General features: G+C 61.9%; 23 protein-coding genes. 21 read left to right on the forward strand and 2 right to left on the reverse strand.

What is annotated here, in order from left to right; all coding sequences use genetic code 11:
* Positions 1-146: 146 nt before the first annotated feature.
* From frr to lpxB, 10 genes are all read left to right on the forward strand, one after another.
* Complete coding sequence (frr, locus tag CO671_RS18485) at positions 147-707, forward strand: ribosome recycling factor (protein ID WP_004678618.1); 561 nt, start codon at positions 147-149, stop codon at positions 705-707.
* Between the two features lie 37 nt (positions 708-744).
* Complete coding sequence (locus tag CO671_RS18490) at positions 745-1,488, forward strand: isoprenyl transferase (RefSeq protein ID WP_097607111.1); 744 nt, start codon at positions 745-747, stop codon at positions 1,486-1,488.
* Positions 1,488-2,318 carry a phosphatidate cytidylyltransferase gene (locus CO671_RS18495; RefSeq protein WP_097607112.1) on the forward strand — a complete coding sequence of 277 codons (831 nt, stop codon included), beginning with the start codon at positions 1,488-1,490 and terminating at the stop codon, positions 2,316-2,318. The genes CO671_RS18490 and CO671_RS18495 overlap by 1 nt, the downstream gene beginning before the upstream one ends.
* Positions 2,319-2,346: 28 nt before the next feature.
* The gene (gene rseP, locus CO671_RS18500) at positions 2,347-3,480 is read left to right on the forward strand and encodes an RIP metalloprotease RseP (RefSeq protein WP_097607113.1); all 1,134 of its coding nucleotides are present in this window, start codon (positions 2,347-2,349) and stop codon (positions 3,478-3,480) included.
* Positions 3,481-3,676: 196 nt separating this feature from the next.
* A complete protein-coding gene (bamA, locus tag CO671_RS18505) occupies positions 3,677-6,016 on the forward strand; it encodes an outer membrane protein assembly factor BamA (protein WP_097607114.1) in 2,340 nt (779 codons plus the stop codon).
* A 50-nt stretch (positions 6,017-6,066) separates the two neighbouring features.
* Positions 6,067-7,134, forward strand: a complete 1,068-nt coding sequence (gene lpxD / locus CO671_RS18510; protein WP_097607115.1) for a UDP-3-O-(3-hydroxymyristoyl)glucosamine N-acyltransferase — start codon at positions 6,067-6,069, stop codon at positions 7,132-7,134.
* The gene (fabZ, locus tag CO671_RS18515) at positions 7,127-7,594 is read left to right on the forward strand and encodes a 3-hydroxyacyl-ACP dehydratase FabZ (RefSeq protein ID WP_004678630.1); all 468 of its coding nucleotides are present in this window, start codon (positions 7,127-7,129) and stop codon (positions 7,592-7,594) included. The genes lpxD and fabZ overlap by 8 nt, the downstream gene beginning before the upstream one ends.
* Positions 7,591-8,409, forward strand: a complete 819-nt coding sequence (gene lpxA / locus CO671_RS18520) for an acyl-ACP--UDP-N-acetylglucosamine O-acyltransferase (protein ID WP_097607116.1) — start codon at positions 7,591-7,593, stop codon at positions 8,407-8,409. The genes fabZ and lpxA overlap by 4 nt, the downstream gene beginning before the upstream one ends.
* Positions 8,410-8,412: 3 nt before the next feature.
* Positions 8,413-9,294: an LpxI family protein gene (locus tag CO671_RS18525; RefSeq protein ID WP_097607117.1), complete on the forward strand. Its 882-nt coding sequence runs from the start codon at positions 8,413-8,415 to the stop codon at positions 9,292-9,294.
* Complete coding sequence (gene lpxB, locus CO671_RS18530) at positions 9,291-10,460, forward strand: lipid-A-disaccharide synthase (RefSeq protein WP_097607118.1); 1,170 nt, start codon at positions 9,291-9,293, stop codon at positions 10,458-10,460. Before CO671_RS18525 ends, lpxB begins: the two co-directional genes overlap by 4 nt.
* Before the next feature lie 35 nt (positions 10,461-10,495).
* Here lpxB and gltA read toward each other — a convergent pair whose 3' ends face one another.
* Positions 10,496-11,785: a citrate synthase gene (gltA, locus tag CO671_RS18535; RefSeq protein WP_008526864.1), complete on the reverse strand. Its 1,290-nt coding sequence runs from the start codon at positions 11,783-11,785 to the stop codon at positions 10,496-10,498.
* Positions 11,786-12,076: 291 nt separating this feature from the next.
* Here gltA and CO671_RS18540 point away from each other — a divergent pair, with 291 nt between their 5' ends.
* On the forward strand, positions 12,077-14,509 hold the full coding sequence (locus CO671_RS18540) for a ComEC/Rec2 family competence protein (protein ID WP_097607119.1): 2,433 nt from the start codon (positions 12,077-12,079) through the stop codon (positions 14,507-14,509).
* Here the strand turns inward: CO671_RS18540 and lexA are convergent.
* On the reverse strand, positions 14,490-15,209 hold the full coding sequence (gene lexA / locus CO671_RS18545) for a transcriptional repressor LexA (protein WP_064683609.1): 720 nt from the start codon (positions 15,207-15,209) through the stop codon (positions 14,490-14,492). The two genes, CO671_RS18540 and lexA, sit on opposite strands and share 20 nt — an antisense overlap.
* 195 nt (positions 15,210-15,404) lie before the next feature.
* Between lexA and CO671_RS18550 the strand changes: the two genes are divergently transcribed.
* The 10 genes from CO671_RS18550 to CO671_RS18595 all read left to right on the forward strand — a co-directional run.
* On the forward strand, positions 15,405-16,301 hold the full coding sequence (locus CO671_RS18550; protein WP_097607120.1) for a VOC family protein: 897 nt from the start codon (positions 15,405-15,407) through the stop codon (positions 16,299-16,301).
* Complete coding sequence (gene kdsA, locus CO671_RS18555) at positions 16,298-17,143, forward strand: 3-deoxy-8-phosphooctulonate synthase (protein ID WP_097607121.1); 846 nt, start codon at positions 16,298-16,300, stop codon at positions 17,141-17,143. The genes CO671_RS18550 and kdsA overlap by 4 nt, the downstream gene beginning before the upstream one ends.
* A 140-nt stretch (positions 17,144-17,283) precedes the next feature.
* A complete protein-coding gene (eno, locus tag CO671_RS18560) occupies positions 17,284-18,558 on the forward strand; it encodes a phosphopyruvate hydratase (RefSeq protein WP_097607122.1) in 1,275 nt (424 codons plus the stop codon).
* 136 nt (positions 18,559-18,694) lie between these two features.
* A complete protein-coding gene (locus tag CO671_RS18565) occupies positions 18,695-19,015 on the forward strand; it encodes a septum formation initiator family protein (protein ID WP_097607123.1) in 321 nt (106 codons plus the stop codon).
* Between the two features lie 145 nt (positions 19,016-19,160).
* Positions 19,161-20,207: a pyruvate dehydrogenase (acetyl-transferring) E1 component subunit alpha gene (gene pdhA / locus CO671_RS18570; RefSeq protein ID WP_003579069.1), complete on the forward strand. Its 1,047-nt coding sequence runs from the start codon at positions 19,161-19,163 to the stop codon at positions 20,205-20,207.
* 16 nt (positions 20,208-20,223) lie between these two features.
* Positions 20,224-21,621, forward strand: a complete 1,398-nt coding sequence (locus CO671_RS18575; protein WP_097607124.1) for a pyruvate dehydrogenase complex E1 component subunit beta — start codon at positions 20,224-20,226, stop codon at positions 21,619-21,621.
* Positions 21,622-21,636: 15 nt separating this feature from the next.
* Complete coding sequence (locus CO671_RS18580; protein ID WP_097607125.1) at positions 21,637-22,989, forward strand: pyruvate dehydrogenase complex dihydrolipoamide acetyltransferase; 1,353 nt, start codon at positions 21,637-21,639, stop codon at positions 22,987-22,989.
* Between the two features lie 19 nt (positions 22,990-23,008).
* Positions 23,009-23,650 (forward strand): SGNH/GDSL hydrolase family protein, encoded by a 642-nt coding sequence (locus CO671_RS18585; protein ID WP_097579188.1) that lies wholly within the window; start codon positions 23,009-23,011, stop codon positions 23,648-23,650.
* A 4-nt stretch (positions 23,651-23,654) separates the two neighbouring features.
* A complete protein-coding gene (locus CO671_RS18590; protein ID WP_097607126.1) occupies positions 23,655-24,236 on the forward strand; it encodes a GNAT family N-acetyltransferase in 582 nt (193 codons plus the stop codon).
* 16 nt (positions 24,237-24,252) lie between these two features.
* Positions 24,253-24,906: FAD-dependent oxidoreductase (locus tag CO671_RS18595; RefSeq protein ID WP_141514473.1), on the forward strand; the 654-nt coding region annotated here is incomplete at its 3' end.

The following is a 24,906-nucleotide window of genomic DNA, read 5'->3' on the forward strand; positions in this document are numbered from 1 at the left end:
CTTTTCGGGTGCAGGTCTCGCTAGAACATGATGATGTCGGGCCTGGTTGGCCTCAGATCTGAATTATGTTCTATATTAGATAGTTAGAGCATGATGTCGTCACCGATGACACGTTTGGGCATCATGCTTTCGACGGGAGCATCGACATGAGTGAAGGTATCGATATCAAGGAACTGAAGCGCCGCATGGATGGCGCAGTTTCCGCATTCAAGAGCGACATCGCATCGCTGCGCACCGGCCGTGCCTCGGCCAACATCCTCGATCCGGTGACGATCGAGGCCTATGGTTCGCGCGTACCGCTGAACCAGGTCGCAAACATTACCGTGCCCGAGCCGCGCATGCTGACGGTTTCCGTCTGGGACAAGTCGATGGTCAGCGCCGTTGAGCGCGGCATCCGCGAATCCAACCTCGGTCTCAACCCGATCGTCGACGGCCAGAGCCTGCGCATCCCGCTGCCGGAGTTGAACGAGGAGCGTCGCAAATCGCTCGTCAAGGTGGCTCACGACTATGCCGAAAAGAGCAAGGTCGCGATTCGCCATGTCCGCCGCGACGGTATGGACGGCCTCAAGAAAGCCGAAAAGGATGGCGTAATCGGCCAGGACGAGAGCCGTGCGCAGTCGGAACGCGTACAGAAGATGACGGACGAGACGATTTCCGAAATCGACCGCTTGCTTGGCGAGAAGGAAAAGGAAATCATGCAGGTCTAGTGGATCTGTGGCTTTGCCTGGAAAGACCGGACGGGAAATGTCGGAATCTGTATTTTTGACTGTGCCAGAGCATGTTGCCATCATCATGGATGGCAATGGCCGCTGGGCCAAGCAGCGTGGCCTGCCGCGCACGATGGGCCACCGCAAGGGCGTCGAGGCTGTGCGCGAGACAGTGCGCGCGGCCGGCGCGGCCGGCATAAAATATCTGACCCTGTTTGCCTTCTCCTCGGAGAACTGGCGCCGGCCCGAGGCCGAAGTCTCCGATCTGCTGGGTCTGCTCAAGGCTTTCATCCGCCGCGACCTGGCCGAACTTCATCGCCAGAATGTGCGCATCAGGGTGATCGGCGATCGCCACAGCCTGCGCAGCGATATCCTCGGCCTGCTGCTCGAGGCGGAGGAGACGACGAAGGACAATACGGCGCTGACGCTGGTCATCGCCTTCAATTACGGCTCGCGCGATGAAATCTCCCGCGCCGTGGCGAGCCTGGCGAAGGACGTCGAGGCCGGTCGCCTGAGGGCGCAGGACATCACGCCTGCGTTGATCGACGCCCGTCTCGACACGGCGGGTATCCCCGATCCGGATCTCATCATCCGCACCAGCGGCGAGGAGCGGCTTTCCAATTTCCTGCTGTGGCAGGCCGCCTATTCGGAATTCATCTTCGTTCCGGAATATTGGCCGGATTTCAGCCCCGAAATCTTCCGCTCGGCGCTTGAAAAATTCGCCTCCCGCGACCGGCGCTTCGGCGGCCTGTCGTCGCAGGCAGCCGCGGTTGGCACCTGATGCAGCAGGAACTGAAACTGCGCATCGCTTCAGGGCTGATTCTCGCAGTCGTCGTTCTTGCCGCCACCTGGTATGGCGGCCTTGCCTTCCGCATCCTGGCGGCCGTGATCGGCCTGCTGATCTATTATGAATGGTCGAAAATATCGGGCGTCGCGCGTGACTGGGTTGCCAATGGCGTCGGCTGGATCGGCGAGGCGGCGATCGCTTTCCTGGTGCTTGTCGGCAATTTCGAATTCGCCGCCGGCATGCTGGCCGGTGTCACCGCCGTCGGCATCGCCCTGATCATCCTGCACGGCACCAGCCGCTGGTTCCCGGCGGGCCTGTTTTATGCCGGCGCCACTGGCGTGGTGCTCGCCGGGATCAGAGGCGACGATCGGCCGGGCCTTTATGCCATGCTCTTCGTCTTTGCCGTCGTCTGGGCAACCGATATCCTCGCCTATTTCGTCGGCAGGGCTCTTCGCGGACCGAAGCTTGCCCCGTCGATCTCGCCCGGAAAGACGTGGTCCGGCGCTATCGGCGGCGCCGTTTCGGCGGTCGCAGCCGGCGTCGTTCTTGTCCATTTTCTTGTTCCGGGCGCGGAGGTCGTTGCTGCCGGCGTGGCGCTCATTCTGTCGGTTTGCAGCCAGGCCGGCGATCTTTTCGAATCTTTCATCAAGCGAAAATTCGGGGTCAAGGATTCAAGCCACCTCATCCCGGGCCATGGCGGCGTCATGGATCGTGTCGACGGACTGATTTTCGCCTGTTTTTCGGCGTTCTTGCTTGCTGGGCTTTTTTCCCTGATAAAGGGGGGCGGGATGACATCGCTCGGCGCGGCATTGTTCGGCCTTTGATGACGCCGCAGCCTGACGGAAGGAACTAATGGACGTGATGACAGGCATATATGCATTTGTGATGGGGAACATCGTCACCTTCATCCTGGTGCTCTCGCTGCTCGTCTTCGTGCATGAGATGGGGCATTATCTCGTCGGACGCTGGAGCGGCATTCGCATCATCGCCTTTTCCGTCGGCTTCGGCCCGGAGATATTCGGCTTCACCGACCGCCACGGAACACGCTGGAAGATTTCGGCAATCCCGCTTGGCGGTTACGTCCGTTTCTTCGGCGATGAGGATGTTTCGAGCAAGCCCGACAACGATGGGATCGCCGCCATGTCCGAGGAGGACAGGGCGCGCTCCTTTGCCGGCGCCAAGCTGTGGAAACGCGCCGCGACCGTCGCCGCCGGCCCGATCGCCAATTTCCTGTTGGCGATTGTGATCTTCGCTGTTCTCTTCACCGTCTATGGCCGCATGATCGCTGACCCGGTCGTTGCCGAGGTCAAGCCGGAGAGCTCGGCCGCCGTCGCCGGGATTCTTCCCGGCGATCTCTTGATTGCCATCGACGGCGACAAGGTCGAGACCTTCGATGAGGTGCGCCGCTATGTCGCCATGCGTCCGAGCCAAAGGATCGTCGTCACGATCGAGCGCGGCGGCCAAAAGCTCGATGTGCCGATGGTGCCGCAACGCACCGACACGACCGACCAGTTCGGCAATAAGATTGAACTCGGCCAGATCGGCATCATCACCAACAAGGAAGCCGGCAATTTCCGCCTGCGGACCTACGCCCCGCTTGAGGCTGTGCGGGAAGGGGTGATCGAAAGCGCAGGCATCGTCACCGGCACCTTCAAATATATCGGAAATATCTTCGCGGGATCGATGCGGGCCGATCAATTGGGCGGTCCGATCCGTGTGGCGCAAGCTTCCGGACAGATGGCAAGCCTCGGGCTTGGCGCAGTGCTGCAGCTTGCCGCGACACTTTCGGTTTCGATAGGATTGCTTAACCTGATGCCGGTTCCGGTACTTGATGGCGGCCACCTGATGTTCTATGCGGTGGAGGCGGTGAGGGGCAGACCCCTGGGCTCCAAGGCTCAGGAAGTTGCGTTTCGCATCGGCTTGGCAATGATACTGACATTGATGGTTTTTACGACCTGGAACGACATAAGCGTGAGCTCAGGGTAAACGCGCAAGGTAAGGGAATTACTATTTATTTACGATGTTTCAAGGCTGTAGTGGCGAATGGGTCACGCTTCGAAATGAAGTAAACAGAAATTAACGCCCTCCCTTGCTTGTATGTCAAAAGCGGGTAAAACGACACACGTGACCGGAATCGGGTTCTCCCGGGGACGGGGACGAGGGAAAAAAGGTAATAGGTGAAATGAAGGCTGGTTCAAAGTTTTTGAACGCAGTATCGGCGGTTGCGCTGTCTGCTAGTGTTGTTGCTTCGGGCGCAGGCGCTTTGACGTTCGTTTCCGCTACGGCCGCCGAGGCCGCGGTTATCCAGCGCATTGATGTGCGCGGCGCCAGCCGCGTCGGCGCGGAAGCTGTCCGGTCGAACCTGACCATCACGCCCGGCAAGAGTTTTTCGAACACAGACATCGATGACTCGGTCAAGCAGCTCTACGGCACCGGTTACTTCTCCGACGTCAAGATTTCGGTCTCCGGCGGCACGCTCGTCGTCAATGTCCAGGAAGCCCAGCTCGTCAATCAGGTCGTCTTCAACGGCAACCGCAAGATCAAGGACGACAAGCTCGCGACGATCGTCCAGACCCATGCTGCCGGTCCCTACAGCGACACGCAGATCCAGTCCGACATCCAAGCGATCAAAGATGCCTATGCCGCCACCGGCCGCAGCGAAGTCGAAGTGACGACGCAGGTGGTGCCGCTCGGCGAAGGTCGCGTCAATCTCGCCTTCGTCATCAACGAAGGTGACCGCACCAAGATCGATTCGATCAATTTCGTCGGCAACAATGCCTACAGCGCCGGCCGTCTGGCTGCCGTCATCAATACCAAGCGTTCGAACTTCCTTTCGTTCCTGACCCGCAAGGACGTCTATAACGAAGACAAGCTTCACGCCGACGAAGAAGCGCTGCGCCAGTTCTATTACAACCGCGGCTATGCCGATATGCGCATCGTCTCTTCCGATGCGAGCTTCGACGAGGCAACCAACAAGTACACGCTCACCTTCAACATCGAGGAAGGTCAGCGTTACGACTTCGGACCGGTGACCGTCCAGTCGACCGTCGAAGGCGTCGGCTCTGATCAGTTGCTGCCGCTGGTGCGCACCAAGGAAGGTCATGTCTACAGCGCCAAGGAGGTGCAGAAGTCGATCGAAGCGATCTCCGATCAGGTGGCCTCTGCCGGTTATCCCTTTGCGCGCGTCACGCCGCGCGGTAACCGCGACCTCAACAACAACACGATCGGTGTCGAATATCTGGTCGACCAGGGCGAGCGCGCCTATGTCGAGCGCATCGAAATCCGTGGCAACAGCCGCACGCGCGATTACGTCATCCGCCGCGAATTCGACATGAGCGAAGGCGACGCCTTCAATCAGCAGATGATCACCAAGGCCAAGCGCCGCCTCGAAGCGCTCGGCTATTTCTCCTCCGTCAATATCTCCACCCAGCCGGGCAGCTCGCCGGATCGCGTCGTGGTGGTCGTCGACGTGCAGGATCAGTCCACCGGTTCGTTCGGCGTCGGTGCGGGTTATGCCGCCGGCGGTGACGGCCTGCTGCTCGAAGCGTCGATCGAAGAGAAAAACTTCCTCGGCCGCGGCCAGTACATCCGCATCTCGGCCGGCGGCGGTCAGGAAGGTTCGCGCGCCTACGGCGTCAGCTTCACCGAGCCCTATTTCCTCGGCTATCGTCTGGCGGCGGGCTTCGACGTCAACCACAGCGAGACGTCGAGCAACGACAACTACGATTACGAGGAAACCAGCGTCGTCCTGCGCGTCACCGCGCCGATCACCGAGGATCTGGCGACGACCTTCCGTTATAACTACAAGCAGATGAAGTATGACGCTGATGACAGCGATCTTTCCGACCTGTCGGCTCCGTATCAGCACCTCGTCGAGGACAGCCCGTGGACGCGGTCTTCCATCTCGCAGACGCTGACCTACAACACGCTCGACGACACGGTCCTGCCGCGCGAAGGCATCTACGCGACGGCGACGCAGGAAATTGCCGGTCTCGGCGGCGACTCGCAGTTCTACAAGATCTACGGCAAGGCCCGTTACTACCACCTGCTCGCTGACGATGCCGATATCATCGGCTCGGTTTCGGCCTCGGCTGGTTATGTCGTCGGCTTCGGCGAGCATCTGAACGTCTTCGACCAGTTCACGTTGACCAACGGCGACATTCGCGGGTTCGAAAACAAGGGCATCGGCCCGCGCGTTTCCGGCACCAACGACGATCCGCTGGGCGGTACGACGTATTTCACGGCATCGGCCGAAGCAACCTTCCCGATGCCGGGCTTCCCGCGTGACTTCAATCTGCGCGGCGCGGTCTTCGCTGATGCGGGCACGTTGTTCGGCAACGACGTCGACCTCAGGGGTGACGGCATCGAAGGCGAAGACGCCTCGCTGCGTGCTTCCGTCGGTGTCGGCGTCGTCTGGCAGTCTCCGTTCGGTTCGTTGCGTCTGGATTACGCAATTCCGGTCCTCAAGGAAGACTTCGACAAGACGCAAAACTTCAAGTTTGGCATCAACAACCAATTCTGATATCGGCAGTCCGGAACTGTAAGACTCAATTCCGTTCTGGAGCATTGCCGATGGAGCAAAACGTTTTTTTTCTGCCCCATGAAGGTCTGAAGCTCGCTGAGCTGGCAGAGTTTCTTGGGGCGGAACTCGCCAATTCCGATCATGCCGACATCATCGTTCGCTCCGTCGCTCCCATCAACCGGGCGCGGGCGGGCGACGTCTGTTATATCCTGTCGCGCCGCAGCCGGGACGAGCTGCTGACCTGCCAGGCCTCGGCGGTGATCTGCGACAAGGCGCTCGCCGACCTCGTACCTCAGCATATCCCGATCATCCTGTCGTCCAATCCGCATGCGGCTTTCGCCATGGCAGGCGGCCTGTTCTACCCGGCGGCACTGCGCCCGGTCACCATTTCGCCGGGTGAAGGCGAGATCGCGCCGAGCGCGGTGATCGATCCGAGCGCCAAGCTGGAAAAAGGCGTGATCGTCGAGCCGCTGGCGGTTATCGGGGCGCATGCCGAGATCGGCGAGGGCACCCGCATCGGCGCGCACAGCATCATCGGCCCAGGCGTCAAGATCGGCCGGGATTGTTCGATTGCAGCCGGCGCCAGCATTCTCTGCGCGCTGATCGGCAACGGTGTCATCATCCACAACGGCGTTCGCATCGGCCAGGATGGTTTCGGGTATGCGCCGGGTCCGCGCGGCATGATCAAGATCGTCCAGATCGGCCGGGTGATCATCCAGGATAATGTCGAGATCGGCGCCAATACCACGATCGACCGCGGCGCCATGGATGATACCGTGATCGGCGAGGGCACCAAGATCGACAACCAGGTCCAGATCGGCCACAACGTTCAGATGGGCCGCCATTGCGCCATTGTCGCGCAGGTCGGCATTGCCGGCAGCACGAAGATCGGCAACGGCGTGCAGATCGGCGGCCAGGCCGGCATCAAGGGCCATGTCACGATCGGCGACGGCGTGCAGATCGCCGCCAAAAGCGGTATCATGACCGATCTTGCCGCCGGCGGGCAATATGGCGGCGTACCGGCTCGTCCGCTGAAAGACTATCTGAGAGAGGCGGCGCAACAAGTGTCGAAGTCCAAGTTGCGCGGGCGGAACCCTGGAGGCAAGGAAAATGACTGAGGAAGCCACGACGACGCTTTCTTCGGCTGACATCATCGAGATCATGAAGCTGTTGCCGCATCGCTATCCGTTTCTGATGGTCGACAAGATCATCGAGATCGATGGCGACAACGCGGCGATCGGCATCAAGAACGTCACGGTGAACGAGCCGCATTTCACCGGCCATTTTCCGGAGTCGCCGATCATGCCGGGTGTGCTGTTGATCGAGGGCATGGCGCAGACGGCGGGTGCGATCTGTGCCAAGAAGGAAGGCCAGCCGGGCAACCTTGTCTACTTCATGACCATTGAGAATGCGCGTTTCCGCAAGCCGGTTGTGCCCGGCGATCGCGTCGAATTCCATGTCAAGAAGCACAAGCAGCGCGGCAATATCTGGAAATTCCATTGCGACGCCAAGGTGGACGGCGCGCTTGTCGCCGAGGCCGATATCGGCGCGATGATCGTTCGTAAGGATCAGGCATGAGTACGATTGCCGAAAGCGCCCGCATTCATCCGATGGCCGTCGTCGAAGACGGGGCCACGATCGGTGAGGGCGTGAAGATCGGTCCCTTCTGCCATGTCGGGCCGCACGTCGTCCTGCATGACAATGTCGAGCTCCTGGCGCATGCGATCGTCACCGGCCGGACCGTGATCGGCAAGGGCACGCGCATCTTCCCGATGGCGGTCGTCGGCGGCGATCCGCAGAGCGTGCATCATGCCGGCGAAGAGACGACGCTTTCGGTCGGCGCCAACTGCACGATTCGTGAAGGCGTGACGATGAACACCGGCACCGCCGATTTCGGCGGCCAGACAATCGTCGGCGACAACAATCTGTTCCTGGCCAATTCGCATGTGGCGCATGACTGCCGGGTCGGCAACCACGTGATCATGTCGAACAACGTCATGCTCGCCGGCCACGTCGTCATCGAGGATCGCGTCATTCTCGGCGGCGGCTCGGCCGTTCATCAGTTCACCCGCGTCGGCCGCCAGGCCTTCGTCGGCGGGCTGTCGGCAGTCAGTTACGACGTCATTCCCTACGGCATGCTGAACGGCAATCCCGGTCTGCTGGGCGGTCTCAATGTCGTCGGCATGACGCGCGCCGGCATCGACCGCGCCGTCATCCACAGGGTGCGCCGCGCCTACAAGGCGATCTTCGAGGGAACGGCCTCCGTGCGTGAGAACGCCGCGGCCATCCGCGAGGAATATGCCGATTGCGCAGAGGTGATGCAGATCCTGGATTTCATCGCCGCCGAAAGCGACCGCGCCCTGTCCTCGCCGACCCGAGGTCAGAAGGGCTAGCCCGTGGCTTTATCAGGCGACACCGCGGCGGGCCGGCTGGCGATCATCGCCGGCGGCGGCCTTCTGCCTTCCTACGTCGCGGAAGCCGCACGCGCAGCAGGCGAAAATCCTGTTATCGTCGCCCTGAAGGACGAAAGCGACCGGCGTTGGGAAGGCTACGACCACGCTATAATCGGCATCGGCGATTTCGCCGCCCTCGATAGTCTTCTCAACCGTTATGGCATCGGCCGCGTGGTGATGTCGGGCAGCGTGCGCCGCCGGCCGGAATGGCGTGAGGTGCGCCCGACGCTGCGTATTCTGATGAAGGTGCCGGCCGCGATCCGCACCCTGCTCTCCGGCGGCGACGATACGGTCCTGCAGATGGTGATCCGGCTGATCGAGGGAAATGGCCGGCGTGTCGTCGGCGCCCATGAGATCGCCCCCGACCTGCTGGCTTCCGTCGGTCCGCTTGGCGCCGTGGCACCCGGTGACGAAGATCGGCGCGATATCAGCCGTGCTGCCGAAGCCGCCGAGATGCTCGGCCGGCTGGATGTCGGGCAGGGCGGCGTCAGCATCGGCGGGCGGGTTGTCGCGATGGAAGGTCTTGAGGGCACCGATGAGATGCTCGACCGCGTCGCCGGGCTCAGAGCCGCCGGGCGCATTTCGACGCGCCGCCGCGGCGTGCTCGTCAAGCTCTGCAAGCCGCAGCAGGATATTCGCGCCGACCTGCCGGCCATCGGCGTTTCCACGGTGCTGAACGCCGGTAAAGCCGGCCTTGCCGGTATCGCCGTCGAAGCCGGCCGCTCGCTGGTGCTCGATCGTGCTGCCGTCATCCGCGCCGCCGACGAGGCCGGACTTTTCGTCTGCGGCATTGATCGCGGTCTTCCGGAATGGGGGCTGGAATGACCGGCGCGCCGCTGAAGATTGCCGTCATTGCCGGTGAGGTGTCGGGCGATCTCCTCGGCGCCGACCTCATCGCCGCGCTGAAGCGCATCCATGGCGGACCGGTGGAACTTGTCGGTGTCGGCGGGGAGGGTCTGCAGGCGGAGGGCTTGCGATCCCTGTTCGATTTTTCCGAACTGTCGATCATGGGCATCACCCAGGTGCTGAGCCGGCTGCCGAAGCTGTTTGGCCTGATCCGCCGGACAACGGCTGAAATCATCGCCGCAAGGCCTGACATTCTGCTCATCATCGACAGCCCGGATTTCACCCATCGCGTGGCAAAGCGTGTCCGCACGGCGCTGCCGGATTTGCCTGTCGTCGATTATGTCTGTCCGAGCGTCTGGGCCTGGAAGGAATATCGCGCCGAGCGCATGCTTGCCTATGTCGATCACGTGCTCGCCGTCCTGCCTTTCGAACCGGCGACGATGCAGCGCCTCAAAGGCCCGGCAACGACCTATGTCGGGCATCGCCTGACCGCCGACCCTGCGCTCCTGGAGACCCGACGCCTGCGTGCGGGAAGACGGCCCGGCAACGGCACAATCCTGCTTCTGCCCGGCTCACGCTCCTCGGAAATCCAGAAGCTCCTGCCGCATTTCGAGGTGGCGGTGAGCGAACTTGTCGCCCGCAATGGACCGATGCGCTTCATCCTGCCGACGATGCGACACAAGGAAGGGCTTGTGCGCGAATTGACGGCGAAATGGGCGGTAACGCCGGAGATCGTTGTCGGCGCGGAAGCAAAGTGGAAGGCTTTCGTCGAGGCCGATGCAGCCATGGCGGCATCCGGAACCGTTATTCTCGAACTGGCGCTCGCCGACGTTCCCGTCGTCTCCGCCTACAAGGTCGACTGGATCATGCGGCTGCTGACATCGGGCATCAAGACCTGGACAGGGGCGCTGCCGAACCTGATTGCCGATTACGCGGTCGTGCCGGAATATCTGAACGATGTCGTTCGCGGCGCAAGCCTCGCACGCTGGATGGAAAGGCTGTCGGCCGACACTTACCAGCTCAAGGCGATGAAGGAAGGTTATGAGCTCATCTGGCAGCGCATGCAGACCGAAAAGCCGCCGGGCGAATATGCTGCCGAAATCCTGCTCGACGTGCTGAAAAAGAAAAAACCCGGTCGTTTCTGACCGGGTTTTCTTTTGAGCCGATTGGTCTGAAGCGATCAGCGCTTCGAAACCGGGATGTAGTCGCGCTTCGGTTCGCCGACATAGAGCTGGCGCGGACGGCCGATGCGCTGCTCCGGATCCTCGATCATCTCGTTCCACTGCGCGATCCAGCCGACGGTGCGGGCAAGCGCGAAGAGCACGGTGAACATGGTCGTGGGGAAGCCCAGCGCCTTCAGCGTGATGCCGGAATAGAAGTCGATGTTCGGATAGAGCTTCTTCTCGATGAAATATTCGTCGGTGAGCGCGATGCGCTCGAGCTCCATCGCCACTTCGAGCAGCGGATCGTCCTTGATGCCGAGTTCGCCGAGTACTTCATGCGTCGTCTTCTGCATGATCTTGGCGCGCGGGTCGTAGTTCTTGTAGACGCGGTGGCCGAAGCCCATCAGGCGGAACGGATCGTTCTTGTCCTTGGCGCGGGCGATATATTCCGGAATATGATCGACGGTGCCGATCTCGTTCAGCATGTTGAGTGCTGCTTCGTTGGCGCCGCCATGCGCGGGGCCCCACAGGCAGGCGATGCCGGCCGCGATGCAGGCGAACGGGTTGGCGCCCGACGAACCGGCGAGGCGCACGGTCGAGGTCGACGCGTTCTGCTCGTGATCGGCATGCAGGATGAAGATGCGGTCCATGGCGCGGGCAAGCACCGGGTTGACCACATATTCCTCGCAGGGAACGGCAAAGCACATGCGCAGGAAGTTCGATGCATAGTCGAGGTCGTTCTTCGGGTAAACGAAGGGCTGGCCGATATGGTACTTATAGGCCATGGCGGCCAGCGTCGGCATCTTGGCGATCATCCGCAGGCTGGCGACCATGCGCTGATGCGGATCGGTGATATCGGTCGAGTCGTGATAGAAGGCCGACAGCGCGCCGACGCAACCGCACATGACGGCCATCGGATGCGCATCGCGGCGGAAGCCGGTGAAGAAGCGGCTCATCTGCTCGTGCACCATGGTGTGATGCGTGACCCGATAGTCGAAGTCCTTCTTCTGCGCGGCCGTCGGCAGTTCGCCGTAAAGCAGGAGGTAGCAGACCTCGAGGAAGTCGCCATGTTCGGCGAGCTGCTCGATCGGGTAGCCGCGGTGCAGCAGCACGCCTTCGTCGCCGTCGATATAGGTGATTTTCGATTCACAGGATGCGGTCGAGGTGAAGCCCGGATCGTAGGTGAAGGAAGCGGTGTTCTTGTAGAGAGCACCGATATCGATGACGCTTGGACCGATCGTGCCGCTTTTGACGGCGAGGTCGACTGATTTGTCACCAATTTTTATTGTTGCGCTTTGATCCGTCATGCTGATCCTCCGAAATGTCGGTGGCGCCACAAAAGCGCCATAGGGGTTAAGCGTCCTTACCGATAGCTATATGATCGCGAAGCTAATGCCAAGTTACCGTGACGGCATTTTGTGCATTGCGGCATCACCTTTTAGGCACTGCAGCGATGAGCGGCACGCATAGCGGAAACCGATGATTCGACTGGTCTTTTCGCATTTGCGATTTTCGCTCGTATTTCAATCGATTATGCTTGCCGGATTTGCCCAGAGGTTGCATTCTGGGTGCCTGGGCAGGGTAAGTTCGGGCGGCGCATGCAGGAATTGACGACAGTCGAATTGCGGCCGCAAGCGGGCGTCGGTCTTGCCGATCCGGCCGATCTTCCTGCCCCTGCCGTGGTGATGCGGCCGGCGAGAACCCAGTCCGCGATGTCGTTGCGCCATCGGCTGCCGGCGGCAATGAGACAAGCGCTGCGTGCTGGCGGCCGGATGCTGAGCGAGGAGGCCGACCACGGCCGCCTGCTCCTGTTCTCGCCGGTCTTCCTCGGTGCCGGCGCGGCATTCTGGTTTCTTGCGGCAACGGATTTTCCGCTCCTTCCATCGTTGCTCTGCCTGTCGGTGCTGATGTTTGCGGTGGTCGTCGCCGGCCGCAGCCGGCCGGCCTTGCGGGCGACGCTTATGGCGCTTGCCCTCGTGGTATGCGGCATGCTCTGCGCGCAGCTCGAAAGCTGGCGGGCCTCGACCGTCATCCTCGATTCATCCGTGACGACGACGGTGACCGGCCGCGTCGAGCGGCGCGAAGGCGACGATCGCGGGCGGTGGCGCTATGTTCTTGCCGTCACCGGCACCGAGGCGCCACAGGTGAAGCGGCCGCCGAGGCGCATAACCGTGATCGCCCGCGGCGCCGATGCGCCCTTCGAGATCGGTGACGTCATCACCGGCCGAGCACGGTTGACGCCGCCGGCGGGGCCGGCGCTTCCCGGGCTCAACGACTTTTCCTTCGGTGCCTATTTCGATGGCATCGGCGCCAACGGCTTCTTCTACGGTGCGCCCGAGAAAGTCGATTCGCAGGCAGGCCCGCAGCCTGCGAGATCGACGTCCGAAGCTCTGCTCGAATGGCTTTATCAGTTGCGCAGCGGCATCGGCGATCGCATACGCTCGATCCTGCCCGGCGACACAGGCGCTTTTGCCGCTGCTCTGGTGACTGACGAGCGGCGCGCCATCTCGAAGGAAACGACGGAGGCGCTGCGCCAGTCCGGCCTTGCGCATATCGTGGCGATCTCGGGCCTCAACATGGCGTTGTCGGCCGGCATCTTCTTCGTCGGTTTCCGGATGCTGCTCAGCCTCGTTCCTGTTGTCGCTCAAGCCTATCCGACAAAGAAGCTCGCCGCGGGCGGCGCGCTCCTCGCCGTCACGGCCTACTTCCTGATCTCAGGATTCGGGGTTTCGGCCGAACGCGCCTTCATCATGATGGCGATCATGCTGATTGCCGTCTTCTTCGATCGGCCGTCGATCAGCCTGCGCAATGTCGTTCTCTCGGCGCTCGTCATCATCGCCATTTCACCCTCCGAAGTCTTGGGTCCGAGCTTCCAGATGTCCTTTGCCGCGACTTTGGCACTGGTATCGGGCTATCAGCTGTGGAAGGACCGGCGCGTCCGGGAAAACCCGTTGCTGAAGCTGCCGGTCCTGCGGCCGGTCGTGGCGATCGCCGGTTTCTTCGGCGGCGTCTTCCTGACCTCGTTGATCGGTGGCTTTTCCACGGCGCTGTTTTCGATCGAGCATTTTCATCGCCTGACCGCTTATGGCCTGCCGGCAAACCTTGCGACGATGCCGATCATCTCCTTCATCGTCATGCCGGCCGGGCTGCTGGCTATGTTGCTCATGCCGTTCGGTCTGGACGCTCCGCTCTGGAAAGTGGTCGGTTTCGGCCTCGATCTGGTGATTGCGGTCGCCAAGACGGTGTCCGGCTGGGGCGGCGACATCGGCCTCGGCCGCTTGCCCGCCTGGTATTTCGCGGTCGCTGTGGCAGGCTTTCTGCTGCTGACGCTGCTCCGCACCCGGTTGCGCCATGCCGGCACATCGATCCTCGCCGGTTCGACGCTCATCCTGCTGATTCTGCCAGGGTCCCGGCCGCCGGATCTGGTGATTTCAGAGGATGGTGGTCTGGTCGCGCTCATCGCGCCGGCGGCACTGGCTTCCAACCGTGAAAACCCGCCGGACTTCATCTTCGACCAGTGGCAAAGAGCGCTGGTCCTGCCGAGGCACCACCCGCCGAAGATGCTGGATGGTCCTGCCATCCCGCCACCGGGTGAAGACCGCCGCGTCAGGCTGTCCCGCGACCAGCAGAATGACGCGAGGACGGCGATGGCGACCGCTGTAGCCGGTGGTGAGGTAAATCGGTTTTCCTGCGTGAAGAAGGCCTGGTGTATAGTCAGGCTCGGCAATGGCCATGTCGTCGCCGTCATCGACAACGCCGCCTATCTCGGCCCGGCCTGCGACGCCGGCGAGATTGTCGTGACCGCGGTGCGCCTGCGTTTCGACCGTTGCCGCTCGGGTGCGACACTCTTCACCGGCGAGACGCTGCGTAGGACCGGTTCCGTCGAACTGCGTTTTGCACAGGAGGGATTCGAGGTCGCAACCGCATTCGATGCTTTGTCGCGTCCATGGATGCGCCATCGAGCCTATGATTGGCGCAAAGACAGTTTTACCGAAACCGGCCCGTCCGCTGTCAGTGATAACGGCGAATGAGGCCGACCAGCTTGCCCTGCACCTTGACCCGGTCGGGCCCGAAGATACGGGTCTCGTAAGCCGGGTTGGCGGCTTCGAGGGCGATCGAGGCACCCTTGCGGCGAAAGCGCTTCAGCGTCGCTTCCTCGTCGTCGACCAGCGCAACGACGATATCGCCGGGACTTGCGGTGCTGCCGTTGCGGATGATCACCGTGTCGCCGTCGAAGATGCCGGCGTCGATCATCGAATCGCCCTTGACCTCCAGCGCATAATGTTCACCCGAGCCGAGCATGTCTGAGGGAACGACGATGTCGTGCGTGTTGTTCTGGATCGCCGAGATCGGAACGCCGGCGGCGATCCGGCCCATGACCGGCACGGACACAGTGTTGCCGTTGTCGGCGATCGGCTTTGCGGCAGCGGGGGCGGCGACCGGTTGGGGCTTGCCGAGGCTGCCTTCGATAACACTCGGTGAAAAACCGCGGCGCGGCTGAAGACTGGGGCTATAGGCCTCCGGCAGCTTGATCACTTCCAGGGCCCGGGCCCGGTTCGGTAGGCGGCGAATGAAACCACGTTCCTCCAGCGCCGTGATCAGGCGATGAATGCCGGATTTCGAGGCGAGATCCAGGGCATCCTTCATCTCGTCGAAAGAGGGCGGAACGCCGGATTCCTTCATGCGCTCATGAATGAAAAGGAGAAGCTCCTGTTGTTTGCGCGTGAGCATCGACGTCAGACCCCGTGATTGAAACAAATCCAGAACAGACACTATATGTTCCATATGTGTTCCGCAAGTAGCTAAATTTCCGTAAAACTTCGCGCCAACTCGTCGAGATTTTTATTTTCATTCGCCGGATTGGCGCACATGTCTTGCATTGAGGGTGGTGCTGTCGCACATCTCTGGCGTGTCAGGAGGGATATCATGATCGCACATTCCGCCAAACCGCACCCGCTGGATCATGTCGTGCTGCCCGTCGTCAATATCGACCTGGCGCGCGAAAGGCTCGGCAAGCTCGGCTTTACCGTCGCCGCCGATGCGCGCCATCCGTTCGGAACGGAAAATGCCTGCGTCTTTTTCGCCGACAAGACCTATATCGAGCCGCTCGGCGTGGCGAGTGTCGAGGAGAGCGAGGCAGCGGCCCGCCACGGCAATGTCTTCATCGCCCGCAATCGCGCCTTCCGCTTCCGCTGCGGCGAGGAGGGACTTTCGGCGTTGGCCTTCCTCACCGAGGATGCCGGCCTCGATCATCGGCGATTCGTGGGTAGCGGCGCGAGTGCCGGCGAGATGTTGCAGTTCAGCCGGCCGATGCGGATGCCGGACGGTTCGGAAAGCGTCGGCAGCTTCAAACTGGCCTTTTCAGGAGATCTGCGCGCGCCCGACTTCTTTCTCTTCACCTGTCAGCGCATCAATTCGTTCCCGGCCGGTCGTGCCGCTCTGGAGACGCATGCCAATGGCGTGACCGGCATTGCCGAGATCGCCCTTTGTTCGCCGGAGCCGGCTGCATTTGCCGCCTTCGTTGGTCTTGCGGTCGGGCAGACGGTGGTGGAGAAAACCGGTTTCGGCATGAAGATCGCGGCATCCAATGCCAAGATCAGCCTGATGACGCCGGAAGGGCTGGAGGCCTATTTCGAGCTTGTCGTTTCCGCCGCCGATCGTGGCCTGCGCGGTCAGGCAATCCTCTTCACCGTCACCGATCTTGCCGTGACAGAAGCGCATTTGGCTGCTAACGGAGTGACATACACACGCAAGAACAATCGCATTCTGGTGAAGCCCACGCCCGGGCAGGGCGCGCTTTTTGCCTTCGAGGAACCACGATGAGCACTGATACCAATTCCGAGGTCAAGATCGGCGAAGGCGAAGGCCAGGTCACCTTTTCCAATACCGGGCGCCTGTCGCTGATTGCCGGCCCCTGCCAGATGGAGAGCCGTGACCACGCCTTCATGGTCGCCGGTACGCTGAAGGAGCTCTGCGCAAAGCTCGGTATCGGCCTCGTCTACAAGAGTTCCTTCGACAAGGCGAACCGCACCTCGCTCTCGGCAGAGCGCGGCATCGGGCTTGAAAAGGGCATGGAGGTCTTCGCCGACCTGAAGAAGGAATTCGGCTTTCCCGTCCTGACCGACGTTCACACCGCCGAGCAGTGCGCCGAGGTGGCGGAGGTGATCGACGTTCTGCAGATCCCCGCCTTCCTCTGCCGCCAGACCGATCTTCTGATCGCCGCTGCCCGGACCGGCCGCGTCGTCAACGTCAAGAAAGGCCAGTTCCTCGCCCCCTGGGATATGAAGAACGTCCTGAAGAAGCTCAATGCCAGCGGCAATCCGAACGTGCTGCTGTGCGAGCGCGGCGCTTCCTTCGGCTACAATACGCTGGTTTCCGACATGCGCTCGCTGCCGATCATGGCGGCGATGGGCGCGCCCGTCATTTTCGATGCGACCCATTCCGTCGCCCAGCCGGGCGGGCAGGGCGAATCCTCGGGCGGTCAGCGCGAATTCGTTGAAACGCTGGCGCGCGCAGCCGTGGCGACGGGAATTGCCGGCGTCTTCCTCGAAACCCACCAGGACCCTGACAACGCGCCGTCCGACGGCCCGAACATGGTTTATCTCAAGGACATGCCGCGCTTGCTTGAGAAGCTGCTTGCCTTCGACGCGGTCGCCAAGGCTTGATGTTCAACAGGCTGACATGATCGTGGTTTAGGCCACGTCAGAACGCTGCTTCGCAGGCGGGAATTGCGGCATTGTAATTTGCCCGCCTTCGATTATGACAGGCTTCGAACGATTGATCACCCACCGAGCAGGAAGAACCCATGACTGCAATCACCGATATCATCGCCCGCGAGATTCTCGATAGCCGTGGCAATCCCACCGTCGAAGTCGACGTCTACCTCGAAGACGGCAGCATGGGCCGCGCGGCCGTTCCCTCTGGCGCCTCGACGGGTGCCCATGAGGCGGTCGAGCTGCGCGACGGCGGCAAGCGCTACCTCGGCAAGGGCGTCGAAAAGGCGGTCGAGGCCGCCAACACCGAGATCTTCGACGCCATCGGCGGTATCGACGCCGAAAACCAGATCCAGATCGACAACATCATGATCGAACTGGACGGCACGCCGAACAAGTCGCGTCTCGGCGCCAACGCCATCCTCGGCGTGTCGCTCGCCGTCGCCAAGGCTGCCGCCCAGGCCTCCGGCCTGCCGCTCTATCGTTATGTCGGCGGCGCTTCGGCGAGCCTGCTGCCGGTGCCGATGATGAACATCATTAACGGCGGCGCTCATGCCGACAATCCGATCGACTTCCAGGAATTCATGATCCTGCCGGTCGGCGCCGATACGATCGCCGAAGCCGTGCGCATGGGTTCGGAAGTCTTCCATACGCTGCGTAAGGAGCTTGCCGCCCAGGGCCACAACACCAATGTCGGCGATGAAGGCGGTTTCGCACCGGGTCTGAAGAGCGCTTCGGAAGCCCTCGACTTCATCGTCAAGTCGGTTGAGAAAGCCGGCTACAAGCCGGGTGAGGACATTTACCTCGGCCTCGACTGCGCCTCGACCGAATTCTTCAAGGACGGCAAATACGTTCTCGAAGGTGAAGGCCGCACGCTCGAATCGGGCGCCATGGCCGAATATCTGGCCGAGCTCGCCGGCAAATACCCGATCATCTCGATCGAGGACGGCATGGCCGAAGACGACTGGGACGGCTGGAAGGCGCTGACCGACCTGATCGGCAATAAGACGCAGCTCGTCGGCGACGATCTCTTCGTCACCAACTCCGCCCGCCTTCGCGACGGCATTCGCATGGGTGTCGCCAACTCGATCCTCGTCAAGGTCAACCAGATCGGTTCGCTGACGGAAACCCTCGACGCGGTCAATACGGCGCACAAGGCGGCCTACACCGCCGTCATGTCCCATCGCTCCGGCGAAACCGAGGATTCGACCATTGCCGATCTCGCGGTTGCCACCAACTGCGGCCAGATCAAGACGGGTTCGCTGTCGCGTTCCGACCGCCTTGCCAAATACAATCAGCTGATCCGCATCGAGGAAGGCCTCGGCCCGCAGGCGCAGTATGCCGGCCGCTCGATCATCCGCGGCTGATCGAATCTGAACGTCAATGGCTTAACCCGCGCCCTCCCGGCGCGGGTTTTTTATTGCTCATATTTACGGTCAACGAACGGTTAATCTCTGCGCGTTATGCTGAACGAATTGGTAATGCGTTCAAGAGCATACGTGTATGTGGACAAAGCATCATAAGAAGAGAAAGTTCGGCCGGTTCGTCATCCCGGCCATGACGGTCGCCTTCCTCTCCTATTTCGGTTATCATTGCGTTCACGGCGATTACGGCCTGCGGGCGACGGAGACGTTCGAGCGTCAGCGTGTCGCGCGCGAAAAAGAGCTTGCGGTGTTGAAGGCGAAGCGCGAACATCTGGAAAGCCAGGTCGCGCTCCTCAGTGACGGTTCGCTCGACAAGGACATGTTGGACGAAAAGGCGCGATATCAGCTGAATATGTCGCGCGCGGACGAGATCGTCATATTCAACCACTACTCCAATTAACCGGAATTCAGTTAATTCTTATTTCTTCTTTATTTCCAATAGCTTAGTGCCGAATACGAGCCATGCAATTATGGCATTGCTGTGGTCAAATTTCTTCCCTATGGTACGCGCCACCGAGAAACGACAAACCCATAGGGAGGGTTGAATGGCGCCGCGAAAGACCGCGACCGTTTCCAGCCGCAAAACTGCAGCAAAACCAGCAGCCAAAGCATCGAATGGAGGCCCGGTAGCCGACTTCGATCGGGATGAGGAACTCAAGGCCTATCGCGAGATGCTTTTGATCCGCCGCTTCGAGGAGAAGGCCGGTCAGCTTTACGGCATGGGCTTCATCGGCGGCTTTTGCCATCTCTACATCGGTCAGGAAGCTGTCGTCGTCGGCATGCAGATGGCGCAGAAGGAAGGCGACCAGGTCATCACCGCCTATCGCGACCACGGCCATATGCTCGCAACCGGCATGGAAGCGCGCGGGGTCATGGCTGAGCTGACCGGGCGCCGCAGCGGCTATTCCCACGGGAAGGGCGGCTCGATGCACATGTTCTCGAAAGAGAAGCATTTCTACGGCGGCCACGGCATCGTCGGCGCCCAGGTTTCGCTCGGAACCGGCCTTGCCTTTGCCAACCATTACCGCGGCAACGGCAATGTCTCGATCGCCTATTTCGGTGACGGCGCCGCCAACCAGGGCCAGGTCTACGAGAGCTTCAACATGGCCGCTCTCTGGAAGCTGCCGATCGTCTATATCGTCGAGAACAACCGCTACGCCATGGGCACCTCGACGGCCCGCGCCACCGCACAGTCGAACTACTCGCTGCGCGGCTCCGGCTTCGGCATCCCCGGCATCCAGGTCGACGGCATGGATGTGCGCGCCGTCAAGGCGGCGGCCGACGAGGCGCTCGAACATTGCCGCTCCGGCAAGGGCCCGATCATTCTCGAAATGCTGACCTATCGTTACCGCGGCCACTCCATGTCGGACCCGGCGAAATATCGCTCCAAGGAAGAAGTGCAGAAGATGCGCTCCGAGCAGGATCCAATCGAGCAGGTTAAGGCGCGCCTCATCGAAAAGGGCTGGGCCTCGGAAGACGATCTGAAGGCGATCGACAAGGATGTCCGCGACATCGTCGCCGACAGCGCCGATTTCGCCCAGGCCGATCCGGAGCCGGATGCATCCGAGCTCTACACCGACATTCTGCTCTAATCGGGGGAGGGAACCCATGCCTATCGATATCCTCATGCCCGCCCTCTCTCCGACGATGGAAGAAGGCACGCTGTCCAAATGGCTGAAACAGGAAGGTGACAAGGTCACCTCGGGCGACGTGATCGCTGAAATCGAAACCGACAAGGCGACGATGGAAGTCGAAGCCGTCGACGAGGGCGTCATCGGCAAGCTGCTCGTCGATGCCGGCACAGAAGGCGTCAAGGTCAACACCAAGATCGCCGTGCTGCTGCAGGACGGCGAATCGGCCGACGCGATTTCCGCCGCTCCTGCTGCTGCTCAGCCGGCTCCGGTCGTTGCTCCGCAGGTTGCTCGAGAAGAAAAGCCGACAAATTCCGGTTCGGCTGCTGCTCCCGTTCCCGCCGAGCCCAAGGCTGCCGTCCCGAACGACCCGGAAATCCCTGCCGGCACCGAAATGGTGTCGATGACGGTGCGCGAAGCGCTCCGCGACGCCATGGCCGAAGAAATGCGCGCCAGCGACGACGTCTTCGTCATGGGCGAGGAAGTCGCCGAATATCAGGGCGCCTACAAGGTCACTCAAGGCTTGCTGCAGGAATTCGGCCCCCGCCGCGTCATCGATACGCCGATCACCGAACACGGCTTTGCCGGCGTCGGCGTCGGCGCCGCCATGGCCGGCCTTCGCCCGATCGTCGAATTCATGACCTTCAACTTCGCCATGCAGGCGATCGACCACATCATCAACTCGGCTGCCAAGACGCTCTATATGTCCGGCGGCCAGATGGGCGCTCCGATCGTCTTCCGCGGCCCCAACGGTGCGGCCGCCCGCGTCGGCGCCCAGCACAGCCAGGATTATGCGGCCTGGTACAGCGCGATCCCCGGCCTGAAGGTCGTCATGCCCTACACTGCGTCCGACGCCAAGGGCCTGCTGAAGGCGGCGATCCGTGATCCGAACCCGGTGATCTTCCTTGAGAACGAAATTCTCTACGGCCAGCACTTCGACGTGCCGAAGCTCGATAATTTCGTCCTGCCGATCGGCAAGGCCCGTATCCATCGTCAGGGCAAGGACGCCACCGTCGTCTCCTTCGGCATCGGCATGACCTATGCGACGAAGGCGGTTGCCGAACTCGAAAAGATCGGCATCGACGTCGAACTGATCGACCTTCGCACCATCCGCCCGATGGACCTTCCGACGGTCATCGAATCGGTCAAGAAGACCGGCCGCCTCGTCACTGTCGAGGAAGGCTATCCGCAGTCCTCCGTCGGCACCGAAATCGCCACCCGCGTCATGCAGCAGGCCTTCGACTATCTCGATGCGCCGATCCTGACCATTGCGGGCAAGGACGTGCCGATGCCTTACGCCGCCAATCTCGAAAAGCTGGCGCTTCCGAACGTCGGCGAAGTCGTCGATGCGGTGAAGGCTGTTTGCTACAAATAAGGGGAGGGTATCTCGATGCCGATCAATATCACGATGCCCGCCCTCTCTCCGACCATGGAAGAAGGCAATCTTTCCAAGTGGCTGGTCAAGGAAGGCGACAAGGTCAAGTCAGGCGATGTGATCGCCGAGATCGAGACCGACAAGGCGACGATGGAAGTCGAAGCCGTCGATGAAGGCACGGTCGCCAAGCTCGTCGTTCCCGCCGGCACCGAAGGTGTCAAGGTCAATGCGCTGATCGCCGTTCTCGCCGCCGATGGCGAGGACGTGGCCGCTGCCGCAAACGGTGCGGGTTCACCCGCTCCCGCCAAGGCTGAAGCCGCTCCGGCTGCGAAGGCCGAGGCTGCACCGGCGAAGGCTGAGCCCGCTCCGGCTGCTGCGCCCGCCGCCGCACCCGCGGCAGTTTCAGCCGGTGGCAACCGTACCTTCTCTTCGCCGCTTGCCCGCAGGCTCGCGAGGGAAGCCGGCATCGACCTCTCGGCTGTCGCCGGCTCCGGCCCGCATGGCCGCGTCGTCAAGAGCGATGTCGAAGCCGCCGTTGCCGGCGGTGGCGCCAAACCTGCCGCCGCACCGGCTGCTGCTGCTCCGCAGGCTGCCGCGGCTGCTGCGCCGGCCGCCGCAGCGCCGAAGGGCGCTTCCGATGACGCCGTGCTCAAGCTCTTCGAGCCGGGCTCCTACGAGCTCGTGCCGCATGACGGCATGCGCAAGACGATCGCCCGGCGCCTGGTCGAATCCAAGCAGACGATCCCGCATTTCTACGTCAGCGTCGATTGCGAGCTCGACGCACTGATGGCGCTACGCGCCCAGCTGAACGATGCGGCTCCCCGCAAGGACAACGCTCCGGCCTATAAGCTCTCGGTCAACGACATGGTCATCAAGGCCATGGCGCTGGCGTTGCGCGATGTTCCGGATGCCAACGTCTCCTGGACCGACAGCAACATGGTCAAGCACAAGCACGCCGATGTCGGCGTCGCCGTCTCGATCCCCGGCGGCCTGATCACCCCGATTATCCGCAAGGCCGAGCAGAAGACGCTGTCTGTCATCTCCAACGAGATGCGCGATCTCGGCAAGCGGGCCAAAGACCGCAAGCTGAAGCCCGAGGAATATCAGGGCGGCACCAGCTCGGTCTCCAACATGGGCATGATGGGCGTCAAGAACTTCGCCGCCGTCGTCAACCCGCCGCATGCGACGATCCTCGCGGTCGGTGCCGGCGAACAGCGGGTCGTCGTCAAGAACGGCGAAATGGCGATCGCCACGGTCATGAGCGTCACGCTCTCGACCGACCATCGCTGCGTCGACGGCGCGCTCGGCGCCGAGCTGCTCCAGGCCTTCAAGGGCTACATCGAGAACCCGATGGGCATGCTCGTCTGATAGCTGGGCGGAGGCGGAAATGACCAAGACCGTTCTTTGCTATGGCGACTCGCTGACCTGGGGTTATGACGCCGAGACGATCGGCCGTCATGAGTACAAGAATCGCTGGCCGAGCGTGCTTCAGGCAGCGCTCGGCAGCGAGGCGCGCATCATCGCCGAAGGGCTGAACGGTCGCACCACCGCCTTCGACGACCATCTCGCCGATTGCGACCGCAACGGTGCGCGCGTTCTGCCGACGATCCTGCAGACGCACGCGCCGCTCGACCTCGTCATTCTCCTGCTCGGCACCAACGACATGAAGCCGGTTGTGGCGGGTTCGGCCTTTGCCGCCTGCCAGGGCATCAGCCGCCTCGTGCGGCTGATCCGCAATCATGCCTGGCCCTTCGAATTCGACGGACCGGAGATCCTGATCGTGGCGCCGCCGGCGATCTGCGCGACGGGCAACGTGCCCTTCGCCGCATCCTTTCCCGGCGGCATCGAGGAATCGGCCAAGCTTGCGACGCTCTATCGTGATCTCGCCGACGAACTCGGCTGCGGCTTCTTCGACGGCAATTCCGTTGCCAGGACCACGCCGATCGACGGCATTCATCTCGATGCGGAAAACACCCGTGCGCTCGGACGCGGGCTGGAATCGATCGTGCGGATGATGCTGGGGATCTGAGGAAATGACCGCCTTCATCGCGCTGCGGCAGGCCTCACGGCGGGATGCCTCGGAGCTGGCGATTCTGGCGGATATCGCATCGCATGGGTTTGCCTCCTGGCTCTGGTTCGCCGATGTGGCGAACGGCATAAGCGACACGCCTTTGGAGCGGGGGCGGCTGAAAATGAGTGAGGAGGAAGCCGTCGGCGGCTGGCGGGATGCCGTTATCGCCGAGGCCTATGGCGAGATTGCCGGTGTGGCGATCGGCCATGCGCTGGATGAAGGCATAGGCGATATCGAGGCGACGATCCCGGCGACCGCGCCGATGCTCGCCTTGCAGAAGACGGTTGTGGGAAGCTGGTTCATCGGCAGTCTCGGCGTCTATCGCCATCTGCGCGGCATCGGCATCGGACGCAGGTTGCTGGAGGATCAGATCGAAAGGGCCGATCGCCGGCCCGTCAGCCTGATCACCGCAAGCAATAATGAAGCGGCTTTGTCGCTTTATGGAAGAAACGGATTCTTGGAGGCTGCGCGTGCGGATGCCGTGCCGGTCTTCGAAAACAGCAAGAAGCACGCGTGGGTGCTCATGACCCGCAGCGCAGCGTAACAAAGGCAGGAAACACATGGCTGAATCCTACGACGTCATCATCATCGGCTCCGGCCCCGGCGGCTATGTCGCCGCCATCCGCGCCAGCCAGCTCGGCCTCAAGACGGCGATCGTCGAGCGCGAGCATATGGGCGGCATCTGCCTGAACTGGGGCTGCATCCCGACCAAGGCGCTGCTGCGCTCGGCCGAAGTGCTCGACCATGCCAACCACTTCAAGGACTTCGGTCTCGTTCTCGAAGGTACCGTCAAGCCGGACGCCAAGGCCGTCGTCGGCCGCTCGCGCGCCGTCTCCGCCCGTCTCAACGCCGGCGTCGGCTTCCTGATGAAGAAGAACAAGATCGACATCATCTGGGGCGAAGGAAAGATCACCAAACCAGGCGAGATCGTCGTCGGCAAGTCGTCGAAGCCGGTCGTCGAGCCGCAGCATCCGCTGCCGAAGAACGTCAAGGGCGAGGGCACCTATACCGCCAAGCACATCATCATCGCGACTGGCGCCCGCCCGCGCGCGCTGCCGGGCATCGAGCCTGATGGTAAGCTGATCTGGACCTATTTCGAGGCGCTGAAGCCCGAGGCGCTGCCGAAGTCGCTGATCGTCATGGGTTCGGGCGCGATCGGCATCGAATTCGCCAGCTTCTACCGCTCGATGGGCGTCGATGTGACGGTTGTTGAA

It is taken from the genome of Rhizobium sp. M10 (assembly GCF_002531955.1).
GTDB lineage: Bacteria > Pseudomonadota > Alphaproteobacteria > Rhizobiales > Rhizobiaceae > Rhizobium > Rhizobium etli_C.